General features: G+C 45.9%; 11 protein-coding genes. 9 read left to right on the top strand and 2 right to left on the bottom strand.

Annotated elements, in window-relative coordinates; all coding sequences use genetic code 11:
• The first annotated feature begins 13 nt into the window (after nt 1-13).
• From mnmG to noc, 3 genes are all read left to right on the top strand, one after another.
• Nucleotides 14-1,891, top strand: coding sequence for a tRNA uridine-5-carboxymethylaminomethyl(34) synthesis enzyme MnmG (gene mnmG, locus P22_RS09230; protein ID WP_304437567.1), 1,878 nt, complete (start codon nt 14-16; stop codon nt 1,889-1,891).
• Nucleotides 1,892-2,602, top strand: a complete 711-nt coding sequence (gene rsmG / locus P22_RS09235; protein ID WP_054259942.1) for a 16S rRNA (guanine(527)-N(7))-methyltransferase RsmG — start codon at nt 1,892-1,894, stop codon at nt 2,600-2,602.
• 78 nt (nt 2,603-2,680) lie between these two features.
• Nucleotides 2,681-3,607, top strand: a complete 927-nt coding sequence (gene noc, locus P22_RS09240; RefSeq protein WP_054259943.1) for a nucleoid occlusion protein — start codon at nt 2,681-2,683, stop codon at nt 3,605-3,607.
• Nucleotides 3,608-3,687: 80 nt separating this feature from the next.
• On the opposite strand, the gene P22_RS09245 is transcribed toward noc, so the two are convergent.
• Nucleotides 3,688-6,075, bottom strand: a complete 2,388-nt coding sequence (locus P22_RS09245) for a homocysteine S-methyltransferase family protein (RefSeq protein WP_054259944.1) — start codon at nt 6,073-6,075, stop codon at nt 3,688-3,690.
• A gap of 56 nt (nt 6,076-6,131) precedes the next feature.
• Nucleotides 6,132-6,815, bottom strand: coding sequence for a vitamin B12 dependent-methionine synthase activation domain-containing protein (locus P22_RS09250; protein WP_054259945.1), 684 nt, complete (start codon nt 6,813-6,815; stop codon nt 6,132-6,134).
• A gap of 232 nt (nt 6,816-7,047) precedes the next feature.
• Here P22_RS09250 and P22_RS09255 point away from each other — a divergent pair, with 232 nt between their 5' ends.
• Genes P22_RS09255 through P22_RS09280 form a run of 6 tightly spaced genes read left to right on the top strand, consistent with a single transcriptional unit; the run spans nt 7,048 to nt 12,652 of the window.
• A complete protein-coding gene (locus P22_RS09255) occupies nt 7,048-7,809 on the top strand; it encodes a ParA family protein (protein WP_054259946.1) in 762 nt (253 codons plus the stop codon).
• Nucleotides 7,802-8,695 (top strand): ParB/RepB/Spo0J family partition protein, encoded by an 894-nt coding sequence (locus P22_RS09260; RefSeq protein WP_054259947.1) that lies wholly within the window; start codon nt 7,802-7,804, stop codon nt 8,693-8,695. The genes P22_RS09255 and P22_RS09260 overlap by 8 nt, the downstream gene beginning before the upstream one ends.
• Before the next feature lie 37 nt (nt 8,696-8,732).
• The gene (locus P22_RS09265; protein ID WP_054259948.1) at nt 8,733-10,115 is read left to right on the top strand and encodes an aspartate ammonia-lyase; all 1,383 of its coding nucleotides are present in this window, start codon (nt 8,733-8,735) and stop codon (nt 10,113-10,115) included.
• Between the two features lie 47 nt (nt 10,116-10,162).
• Entirely contained in the window at nt 10,163-11,386 is a 1,224-nt protein-coding gene (gene hydF / locus P22_RS09270) for a [FeFe] hydrogenase H-cluster maturation GTPase HydF (RefSeq protein WP_054259949.1), read from the top strand.
• Between the two features lie 52 nt (nt 11,387-11,438).
• Complete coding sequence (locus P22_RS09275) at nt 11,439-12,116, top strand: DUF554 domain-containing protein (RefSeq protein WP_054259950.1); 678 nt, start codon at nt 11,439-11,441, stop codon at nt 12,114-12,116.
• Nucleotides 12,117-12,145: 29 nt separating this feature from the next.
• Nucleotides 12,146-12,652, top strand: coding sequence for a DUF4446 family protein (locus P22_RS09280; protein WP_054259951.1), 507 nt, complete (start codon nt 12,146-12,148; stop codon nt 12,650-12,652).
• Nucleotides 12,653-12,682: the final 30 nt, after the last annotated feature.

Here is a 12,682-nt window from a genome sequence, read left to right on the forward strand (position 1 = left end):
GGAGATGATACAGGTGTTTAATGCCGGAAAATATGATGTGGTTGTTGTTGGTGCCGGCCATGCCGGCTGTGAGGCGGCTTTGGCAGCAGCCCGCATGGGTGTCACTACGCTGTTGGCTACCCTTAACCTGGATAATATTGCTTTGATGCCTTGCAATCCGGCTGTCGGCGGACCGGCTAAGGGACATCTGGTGCGCGAAATTGATGCCTTGGGTGGTGAAATGGGTTTAAATACGGATAAAACTTGTATTCAAATGAGAATGTTGAATACGGGGAAGGGGCCGGCCGTGCATGCTTTGCGTGCCCAATCGGATAAGAAGTTTTATCAGAATATGATGAAGCATACGGTGGAAAATCAGGATAATCTGGAAGTCAAGCAGGTACTGGTAGATGCCATCCTAACCCGCTCCGGCCGTATTACCGGTGTTCAAACTGAAACCGGAGAAATATATGAATGTCAATGTGTGATTCTTGCTACCGGGACCTATTTAAGAGGTAAGATTATACTTGGTGAACTTGCTTATCCGGGAGGTCCTAACGGGCAAAGGGCTGCTATCCAGTTGAGCCGGTCTTTGCAGGAAATTGGTATAGAATTAATGCGCTTTAAAACCGGCACTCCGGCCAGAGTGGATAAACGGTCCCTGGATTTTTCAAAAATGAAAATACAGCCGGGCGATGATGAAGCCAGAAATTTTTCGTTTATGAGTGAATGTAAAACCAGGGAGCAGACTCCCTGCTGGCTGACATATACCAATGCCCGGACGCATGAGATCATACGGGCCAACCTGCACAGGGCTCCGTTATATACCGGCCTGATTGAAGGGACAGGGCCCCGTTATTGTCCTTCTATTGAGGATAAAGTGGTACGTTTTGCCGAAAAAGAAGCCCATCAGCTGTTTATTGAGCCGGAAGGTTTAGATACCAATGAGATGTATGTTCAGGGTATGTCCACCAGTTTGCCGGTTGACGTACAGCAGGCTTTTTTAAGTACGATTGCCGGGATGGAAAATGTGCGGATTATGCGTCCCGGATATGCGATTGAATATGACTGCCTTGATCCTACACAATTAAAGCCCAGTTTGGAAACAAAACAGGTTTCCGGCTTGTTTTCCGCCGGACAGGCCAACGGTACTTCCGGTTATGAAGAGGCGGCTGCCCAGGGGTTAATGGCCGGTATTAATGCGGCACTAAGAATTAAAGGAAAAGAGCCGTTTATTTTATCCCGTTCGGAAGCATATATTGGTGTCTTAATTGATGATTTGGTTACTAAAGGAACCAATGAACCTTACCGGATTATGACTTCCAGGGCGGAATACCGGCTTATTTTACGTCAGGACAATGCCGATCTGCGGCTAACGGAAAAAGGGCGTCAGCTGGGGCTGGTTAATGATGAACGTTATAACCGTTTTACAGCCAAACGGGAGGCCATTGCTGCCGCTATGACAAAATTAAGGGAAATCTTTATTACACCGAACAGGGACGTTCAGGTGAAAATGCAGGCAATGAATTCGGCTGAATTGCGTTCAGGCATTTCCTTATATGATTTATTGCGCCGCACCGAAGTGAATTGCAAGCTGTTGACAGAGCATTTTGGTCTGGAGCCGTTGCCACCGGAGGTACAGGAGCAAGTGGAAATTGCCGTTAAATATGAAGGCTATATTAATAAGCAGATTGAGCAGGTTGAACGGTTTGCCAAACTGGAAGCCAAACGATTGCCGGAAACTATTAATTATGAAACGATCAGTGGACTGGCTTTAGAGGCGCGGCAAAAATTGAATAAGATCAAACCGCTTTCAATTGGTCAGGCAGCCAGGATTTCCGGAGTTTCACCGGCCGATATATCCATTTTGATGATCTATCTGGAACAGCAGCGGCGCAGGGAGGGGATATGATTGTTTACTGCTCATCTCTTGCAGGCTGCTAAGGAATATGGAGTTGCGCTTACGGAACATCAGGCAAAACAGTTTGCCGAGTATTATGCATTATTGATTACTTGGAATGAAAAGATAAATTTAACGGCCATAACGGAACCTCGTGAAGTTGCGGTTAAACATATGATTGATTCGCTTTCCTGCTATCATGAGGCTTATTTTCCCAGGGGAAGCAAGATCATTGATGTGGGTACCGGGGCCGGGTTTCCGGGACTGCCCTTAAAAATTATCCGGCCGGATATTACGCTGACCCTGCTTGATTCCCTGCAGAAGCGTCTGAACTTTTTACAGGAAGTAGTACAGAAGTTAGCATTACAGGATGTTCGCCTCCTTCATGCCCGGGCTGAAGATGCAGGGAAAAAGCTGGAACGGGAACAACATGATGTGGCTCTGTCGCGTGCGGTTGCCCGGTTGAATGTGTTGAGTGAGCTGTGCCTGCCTATGGTTAAACCGGGCGGTTATTTCGTGGCTTTGAAAGGAGCGCAGTATCTTCAGGAAATAAAGGAAGGTCAATCGGCAGTGAGTTTATTGGGAGGCAGAATAGAAGAGGTCAAGCCTGTCAGTTTACCGGGTTTGCAAGATGTCCGGGCCGTAATTTATATACGGAAGATAACAGCCACACCGGTTCAGTATCCCCGGAAGGCAGGAACTCCTGAAAAAAAGCCTTTATAATGGAAGTTTTTGTAAGAAGGAATTGATCGGTATATGGCGAATATTACCATATCTGATTTGTGCTAAGGCGGTGTGCAGATGAAATTAGCCAGATTTTTTGGTTTAAATGCGGAAAAGGGAACTACTGACGACGGAGTCAATACAGATATAGTCGATTATGACGAAAAAATAGCTATGGTACAGGAAACGGAAGGAACTGCCGGAATTTCTCAGCAGGAGATTTTCCGTATTGCGGTCGCTGATATTGAACCAAATCCATTCCAGCCACGTAAGACTTTTTATGATGATTCCCTGGCGGAACTATCTGCTTCGATAAAAGAGTTTGGCGTTATTCAACCGTTATTGGTGCGTCGAAAAACTCATGATACCTTTGAACTGATTGCCGGTGAGAGACGGTTACGGGCATCAAAACTGGCCGGGTTAGAGAATGTTCCTGTCATTATTAAAGAATTGAATGACCAGGAAATGGCGGAACTGGCCATGATTGAAAATTTGCAGCGGGAAGATTTGCATTTTCTGGAGGAAGCTGAGGGTTTTCAACAGTTAATTGCTAATTTTGGCTTTACTCAGGATGCTTTGGCATTGAGGGTTGGTAAAAAACAATCTACCATTGCCAATAAGCTGCGGCTGTTGCGATTACCGGAAGACATCCGCGATATCTTGAGGCAGGAAGAGTTAACAGAAAGGCACGCCAGAGCCCTGCTGAAAGTGGAGGATGCCACTATACAGAAGAGGGTTCTTGATGCCGTTTGTAAGGATAAGCTCAATGTTCGTCAAACGGAGGCGTTAATTGAAGAAATTCATAATGAAATTTCCCGGGAAATGCCCCAAAAAGCACCAAAACAAAATGTAGTTAAAATTATAAAAGATGTGCGCATATTTCTTAATACGATTAATAAGGTCGTGAACGAAATAAAAAAAGCAGGTTTGAATGTACAGATTAAACAGGAACAGGATGACGATTATATACGTGTTACCATGCGTATCCCCAAACGGCGTTCATGATAAAAATAATGAAAACTTGTTTAACATACATAAAGCAGCCCCCTGGCAATAAAAGCTTGCCGGGGGGCTGCTGTCTATATTTATAGCTTTATGTCGTTCATTAGTTCCTTAGCTATTTTGACGGCGGCAACGCCGTTGGCGGCGTAGCGGTTCGCACCGGCTTTCCTTGCATAATCAGCGGTCAGTACGGCTCCGCCGACAATGGTTTGGACTGCAATTCCGGCTTTTTTTAAGGCGGCGATGGTATTGTCGATTTCAGGCATAGTGGTGGTCATTAAAGCACACAAACCGACAATATCTGCGTGGTGTGCCGCCGCGGCCTCCACAATGGCTTCGGCGGCAATGTCTTTACCCAGATCAATGACTGTAAAACCGCTGTTTTCCAATAAGGCGCCAACAATATTTTTACCCAGGTCATGGATGTCACCCTTGACGGTAGCAAGAACGACAGTGCCTAGACTTATGTGGTTTTGTGCCGGCAGCACTTCCTTAATGGTTAAAAAAGCGGCGCGCATGGTTTCGGCAGCCAGGAGTACTTGAGGTAAAAAGCACCGTCCTTTACCAAAGTCATCTCCTATTTCGTTCATGGCGGCGGTAAGCCCTTGTTCGGTAATTTCAGCCGAACTATAGGATTGTTCCAGGGCCTTCCGGATTAAAGGAATAATGGCTTCTTTTTCTCCATTGATAACGGTTTGGCGGATTTGGGCGAGCATAGCTCTTGTTGTCGGTATGTTGTTTGCTGGCGGCGTAGCGCCGGCAGTTCCGGTTGTTCCGTAGGCAGTGCTGTAGGATCGGCCGCTGGCATCATGGCCAAGCAGGGCGGCAGCGGCAGCCAAAGCGTCTTTCATACGGGTATCCAGGGGATTTAATATCGGTGCATCTAGCCCGCTGGCCAGAGCCATTGAGCAAAACGTCGCATTTAATAAGTCTCGCTGCGGCAGACCAAAAGAAATGTTGCTAAGGCCCATGGTCGCCGGGTAACCGAAGTGCTGGCGGTATAATCTTAAAGTATTAAGAGTTTCCAAGGCTGCCCGGCTGTCAGCGGCAACCGTCATAACCAGGGCATCCAGTACAAAGTCCTGTGGTCGTAGCCCGGCGGCCAGTGCGGCTTCAATGATTTTTTTCATGATGGCTACCCGTTCCTGTCCGGTGCCAGGTACGCCACCGGGAGCAATCGGAAGGCAGAGGATGGCAGCTCCGTATTTTTTGGCTAAAGGCAAAAAGCTTTTCAGACGTTCCGGTTCGGCACTGACCGAGTTGATAAGAGCCCGGCCGGGGTAAGCCTTAAGTCCGGCTTCCAGTGCCGCCGGATCAGTCGTATCAATAGAAAGCGGGGCATTTACCAGCATGGATATTTCCTGAATCGCTTTGTGCATGGCTGCTGCCTGGTCAATACCCGGCACGCCCATATTGACATCCAGTATGCGGGCGCCGTTTTGAATCTGCAATAAGGCGTCTCTTTTGACGGAAGTGAAATTACCTTCACGAATATCCTGGGATAATGCTTTTCGACCCGTCGGATTAATCCGTTCGCCGATGATAGCTGTTGGATAGTCCGGTCCTAAAAAAACTGTTTTACTGCGGCTGGTTAGGGCGGTAGCCGGTTTGATTACCGGCCGTTTTTCCGGACGTAGTGTGGCGCAGGCTTCCCGGACTGCCTTAATATGAGCAGGTGTTGTCCCGCAGCAACCGCCAAGATAACTGGCACCGGCGTTGACCAGTTTAATCGCCCAGTCGGCCATTTCAGCCGGGCTCATGGGAAAAATCGTTTGCCCGTTTTTTAATTCCGGCATGCCGGCGTTAGGCTGAATACTGATAGGCAGATTGGTGGTTTGGGCTAAGGTCTTTACTACGGCCAGCAGTTGGGCTGGTCCTAGTGAACAATTGGCGCCGATAACATCTGCACCCATGGCTTCCAATACCAGTGCGGCGGTGCGGGGATCGGTGCCGGTTACCGTTCGCCCGTCGGCTTCGTAGGTCAGCTGGCAAATGACCGGTTTATCGGTGACTGCTTTGGCGGCCAGTAAAGCGGCCCGCATTTCCTGGATATCAATGATGGTTTCAATCAGGATCATGTCCACACCGGCCTGATGCAGGGCGGATATTTGTTCGGCGAATACATCGTAGGCTTCGTCAAAAGACAGTTCACCCAATGGTGCAATAAATTTGCCGGTTGGTCCGACCGATCCGGCGATTTTCGTATGGGCCGTGCAGGAAGCTCTGGCAGCGGTTACCGCCGCTTTATTCAGAGCGGCTACCTGATGTGATAGTCCGTAATGTGACAGTTTTATCCGGTTGGCGCCAAACGTGTTGGTTTCAATAATATCCGCTCCATGGGCAATGTATTGGCGGTGTACCGCCGTTATATTTTCCGGTTGTTCAATATTCCATAATTCCGGACAAGAACCGGGAGCTAATCCTGCTTTCTGCAACATGGTGCCCATAGCTCCGTCAAAAAATGTAATCATGTATAGTCTCCCTTCGGTATCCCGGTCAAATTGGTTTTTAGCTGTACTGGTTTTTATCAGCTTCTTTTTCGTGATTGACAATTCAGTTGTGTACAAGTTGAACAACCTTCGGTTTTTCCCATTGTCGGCACCATAAGCTGATTTTGATGAGGGGTAAGACCGATAACAGCGGTTACTGATTTGCGTGGAACCAGCATGCAGGTATCTGTCGTAGTTATGCCAATACGATGTGCCTGAATAAGCTGCAAAATTGCCGGCTGTACCGTTATATCCCAGCCTCCGTAACCCGGACTAAAACGAAAGGTCGTATCATAACCCTGTTTGGCTGCATGCTGGGCAATCAAAGCCGATAACTGGTCGGCTGTTTCTTCGACTGCCGTTGTGCCGGCGGCGTCCAATAACAGACCGGCAGTATAATTCCCCTTGGAAAAGTGGTGGCTGACCAGTTTTTCCAGCTCTTCTCCGATGGTTACCGCCAGGACGGCCACTTGGCTGCAGTGTTCCAGGTGGGCAATAATTTTTTCTCCCTGTAGTCTACAGGGTTGTTCGGCGAGGATGGTTTCCAGGTCGGCATCATAAGGGTAGATTTCCCATATTCCTTTAGGCTCTGCCAATACATGTGCCTCCATACAGGCGTTGACCACCAATTGGTTGGGAAAATCGGCCGTACGCATCAGACCGGCATAACGTTTGGTTTCATTAATATCAATATGGGTAAGGGTGGCATTGTAAATCGGCATGATCTATCCCTCCACATGCTTTTGCATAAATTACCATAATTAAATCTAATAGTCAATACTTTTTAGTAAATAAAGGCAGATAATGATCTTTAAATTTTCCTTAATAGTATTGTAATACAATGCTATTAATTATGTAAACTTATAAATTTATCTTAACCAAATATTTGGCAGGAGAATGTTTGTAAAATGTGGAATGAAATAAACTTAGTTCAAAAATATGAGGTGAAATATATTGGTCAAGGTCATTGCGATTGCCAATCAAAAGGGCGGTGTAGGTAAAACAACCACATCTGTTAATTTGAGTGCGTGTTTGGCAGAGCTCGGAAAAAATGTATTATTAGTGGATATTGACCCCCAGGGTAATTCTACCAGTGGTTTAGGCATTAATAAATCCTCTATTAAACGTTGTACCTACGATGCATTGGTAGGGGACGTACCCTTAGCCGACATCATTTTGGATACGGAAGTGCCAAATTTAAAAATAGTTCCGGCTACCATTCAGCTGGCAGGGGCGGAGATTGAATTAGTCTCCGTGATGTCACGGGAAAATAAATTAAAGAAAACGCTGGATAAAATCAAGTATTTGTTTGACTATGTAATTATTGATTGCCCTCCGTCATTGGGATTATTAACAATTAATTCTTTAACAGCAGCAAATTCAGTTTTGGTTCCAATTCAGTGTGAATTTTATGCCCTGGAGGGATTATCACAGTTAATGAATACAATTTCTCTGGTACAAAAAAATTTAAATCCGGCACTTACTTTGGAAGGAGTTGTACTGACTATGTTTGATGCCCGGACCAATTTGTCTATTCAGGTGGTTGATGAAGTGAAAAATCATTTTCGCAGTAAGGTATACCAGACCATTATTCCGCGTAATGTCCGTTTAAGTGAAGCGCCCAGCCATGGACAGCCGATTATTAAATATGATGCCAAATCCAAAGGTGCCGAGGTGTATTTGGATTTAGCAAGAGAGGTGTCTGACGATGATTAAGCAGCGTGGATTGGGAAGAGGTTTAGATGCGCTGATTCCTCAGGCTGTGTCCGAAGAGGGGGCCAGCGAAATTGCGGTTGATCAAATAAAACCGAATAAGTTTCAGCCGCGTCGTGTTTTTGATGAAGAAGTGCTGATGGAATTATCACAGTCTATTCAACAATATGGAGTTTTACAACCGATTATTGTGCGTAAAACTCTGGCCGGTTATGAACTGGTTGCCGGGGAACGCCGCTGGCGCGCCAGCCAGAAAGCCGGTTTAAAAAGTATTCCTGCAATTATCCGTGAATATACTGATGCTGAAATGACGGAGATTGCTTTAATTGAAAATTTACAGCGGGAAAATTTAAATCCAATTGAAGAAGCTATGGCTTATCGGCGTTTGATGGAAGAGTTTGGCCTTACCCAGGAAGAAGTGGCCTGTAAAATTGGGCGCAGCCGTTCCTTGATTGCAAATACCATTCGGTTATTAAATTTGCCGCCTATTGTTCAGGAATATGTTTCACGTGGAACATTATCCATGGGACAGGCCCGGCCGCTTTTGAGCTTAGAAAATGAAGGACTCCAAAAGGAAGCTGCAGATATGATTATAGCCGAGGACCTTTCGTCCAGAGATGCGGAAGAACTGGTAAAAAAGTTCGGATCGCCATCAAAAAAATTAGGAAAAGACATTTCCGAACAGCCCAGGGAAATTTTTGTGGTGGATGCTGAAGAACGCTTAAAGCTATTACTGGGAACACAGGTGAAAATTAAGCCGGGAAAATTAAAGAGTAAAATAGAAATTGAATTTTATTCTTCAGAGGATTTGGATCGGATTTTGGAGGTATTGACGCCACAGTCATCCGCTGTGACTGTTTTTAAAAATCGCAGCCCCTTAACTGTATAATATGTTTCACGTGAAACAATCATAATATGGGGGTGGTATGATGCGCTTAGAAAAAGATCTGCTAGGGGAAAAAGAAATTGAGGATGAAGTATATTATGGAATACATACAGTCAGGGCCAAGGAAAATTTCCCGTTAAGCGGTCACAGCGTACATCCGAAATTGATTGAAGCGATAATAGTAATAAAAAAGGCAGCTGCTGAAGTAAATGGTGAATTAGAGTGTATTCCCCAAGAGGTTGCTAAGGCCATCTGTACGGCCGCCGATGAGGTTTTGGCAGGACGTTTTCGTGAACAGTTTATTGTCGATGCCTTACAAGGCGGAGCCGGAACATCTACCAACATGAATGTCAATGAAGTATTGGCTAACCGGGCAATTGAATTATTAGGCGGGAAAAAGGGAGATTATCAGCTTGTACATCCGCTGAATCATGTAAACAGGCAGCAATCTACCAACGATGTGTATCCGACCGCCCTGCGAATGTCGGCTATCTGGCTGCTAAAACCTTTGAGTGAGGCCTGTTCATGCTTGCAGGAAAAACTGCAGGAGAAAGAGGCGGAATTTGCTTCTATTATTAAGGTAGGGCGCACGCAATTGCAAGATGCAGTCCCTATGATGCTGGGACAGGAGTTTGGTGCATATGCCCAAGCCATTGCCCGCGATCGGTGGCGCCTGTATAAAGTGGAAGAACGGCTGCGGCAGGTGAATTTAGGTGGAACTGCCATAGGTACAGGATTAAACGCTCATAAAAAATATATTTATCTAGTTAATGACAGGGTTCGACAATATGCCAGGTTTGGCATGGCCCGGGCGGAAAATATGGTGGACGCAACGCAAAATGCCGACGTTTTTGTCGAAGTATCCGGACTGCTGAAAGCATTGGCAGTGAACTTAAATAAAATTGCCAATGATTTGCGGCTGTTATCGTCCGGACCATATACCGGTCTAGCTGAAATCCATTTACCGGAACGGCAAACCGGGTCGTCTATTATGCCTGGCAAGGTAAATCCGATTATACCGGAAGCGGTTAATCAAATTGCCTTTCATGTAATGGCCTCTGATGTGGCTATTACTATGGCTGCTCAGGCCGGGCAACTGGAACTAAATGCTTTTTTGCCGTTGATTGCGTATCATTTATTGTCGAGTATAGAGTTGTTAACCAATGGGATTAATATACTGAGTGAATTATGCATAAAAAACATAACGGCTAACAGCAGTCGCTGCCGTGATTATGTAGAGCATAGTCTGGCAACGGCCGCCGCCTTGGTTCCTTACATTGGGTATGACGGGGCAACAAGGGTTGCTTGTTACGCAGCCGAGCAGGGAAAAACTATATATCAAGCGTTGCAAAGCTTGGCTATAATAGAAGAACAAGAATTAGATACGATACTAAATCCTTATAAAATGACCAGTCCGGGCTAGTAAAAGCGACAGCAGGCTGCCGCAATTTGTGAACAGGGGATGATGCTATGCAAGATACACCGAAGGGAAACCGGCTGCATATCGCTATTCTTGGCAGACGTAATGCAGGAAAATCAAGTCTGATCAATGCTCTGGCCAAACAGGAGGTTGCCCTGGTGTCCGATATCCCCGGCACGACTACCGACCCGGTGTATAAAGCAATGGAAATTCTGCCGGTAGGACCGGTCATGCTGGTGGATACAGCAGGTATTGACGATGAGGGAGAATTAGGGTCCATGCGTGTGGAACGCAGTATGCAGGTACTCGCCAAGGCTGATGTCAGTATTATGGTGATTTCGGCAGATGAACAATTGTCGGAATATGAACATCAACTTATTCGTTATATCCGTAAGGAGGAACTGCCTGTAATTGGTGTTGTCAATAAAAGTGATCTGGAACAGTTTTCAGAAAGAAACAAACAGATATGGGAGGAACAACTGGGTATTCCGTTGTTGGCGGTTAGCGCTATCAACCATAACGGAATTGAAAAATTAAAACAAATGATCATCGAGCAAGCGCCGGATGACTGGGAAGGTGCACCCATTATTGGTGATTTATTAAACCCGGGAGATTATGTGGTATTGGTGGTTCCCATCGATTTATCCGCACCCAAAGGCAGGCTGATTCTGCCTCAGGTGCAAACTATCAGGGATGTTTTGGATCATGATGCATACAGTATTATTGTAAAAGAAAGAGAATTAAAAGAAACTCTGGACAATGTACGTAAGCCACCCAGGATTGTGGTTACCGATTCACAGGAGTTTTTAAAAGTGGCCGCAGATACGCCGGAAGAGGTCATGCTTACATCCTTTTCCATTCTGTTTGCCCGCAATAAGGGTGAGCTGGCAACCTTAGTGGCCGGGGCAAAAGCGATTGAAAAACTAAAACCGGGAGACAGGGTTTTAATTGCCGAAGCGTGCACACATCACCGGCAGGCAGATGATATCGGAAAGGTGAAAATTCCGCGCTGGCTGCGGCAATGGGTAGGAGGAGAGCTTGTCTTCGACTGGACCTCCGGCGGCTCATTTCCGGAAGACCTTGACCGGTATCAGCTGATTGTACATTGCGGGGCATGTATGCTGACGCGCAGGCAAATGCTGCAGCGGTTGTCGATTGCCCGGCAAAATCAGGTGCCCATCGTCAATTACGGAGTGCTCATTGCTTTTATTCACGGTATTTTAAAACGCGCTTTGTTCCCTTTTCCCAGTGCGCTCTGTATGCTGGAGGAGTAAGAGGGCGTTAAGCGCGTTGTGGCTTTGTTTGGATTTGACGGGAGATGACAAAATGAAAGGAACCTTGGTGAATGTTTCTACTGTGCTGGTTGGGGCACTAAGCGGAGTTTTATTGAAAAAAGGTCTGCCGGAGAAATACCAAAAAACCTTAACTCATGGTTTGGGTTTGGCAGTAGGACTAATCGGCTTGCAAATGGCGTTAAAAACCAACAGTATATTAATTGTTATTATCAGTCTGGTTATTGGCGGAATACTGGGAGAAGCTATCGATATCGACCGCTGGCTGAGTGCTTTGGGAAGCTGGATCAACAGCCGTATAGGCAGTCAATACGGCAATGCGGGTCAGGGATTTGTTACGGCGAGCCTGGTTTTTTGTGTCGGGGCAATGGCAGTAGTAGGGTCCATTCAGGACGGGCTGACGGGAGATGCATCAACTTTGTATGCCAAGTCGATATTGGACGGGGTCTTTTCATTTGTATTTTCCTCCAGTATGGGCATAGGGGTTGCTTTATCCGGTATATCCATATTCGTCTATCAAGGCACTATTACCATGCTGGCAGGACTATTCAGCTCGATTTTATCGGATAACATCATCCGGGAAATGACGGCGGTTGGTGGAGTATTGATTGTCGGTATCAGCCTGCTGATGCTGGAAATTAAAAATATTAAAGTCGCCAACTTTCTACCGGCCATACCGGCTGCTGCCCTTATTGCCGCTTTATGGAGATAATTTAGAAATAACAGAGAGGAAGAATATAAATGAACTTTTTTTCGGAGCTGACAGTATGGGTGTCAGCCAATATCCAAATCGTGTTAATGGTAATGACAGTACTGATATTTCTGGCACTTATTATATTTATTAATATTAATATCAAACTGGCTCAGATGAACCGTCGCTATCGCAAACTGATGCAGGGAGTGGACGGCTCCAATTTAGAAAAACTGCTGTTGAGTCATATTGAAGAAGTGCGTGATGCGGTGCAAAAAGTGGATACGCTGACCCTTACCTGCCGCAATCTGGAAACGATATCCCGTGCTTGCGTGCAACAGGTTGGCATAGTGCGCTTTAATGCTTTCGAGGATACCGGCAGCGATTTGAGCTTTGCGATAGCCTTATTGGATGCTCAGGATAATGGCGTAGTGATTTCCAGTATATTTGGACGCAATGAATCACGTACTTATGCTAAACCGATAATAAAGGGAAAGTCACAATATTTTTTAACCGACGAGGAAAAAGATGCTCTGGAGCAAGCCTGGAAAAAATAACTAAAAATTTATTTTTTAGCAGGAAAATTT

The sequence above is a fragment of the Propionispora sp. 2/2-37 genome (assembly GCF_001298735.1).
Classification (GTDB): Bacteria; Bacillota; Negativicutes; order Propionisporales; family Propionisporaceae; genus Propionispora.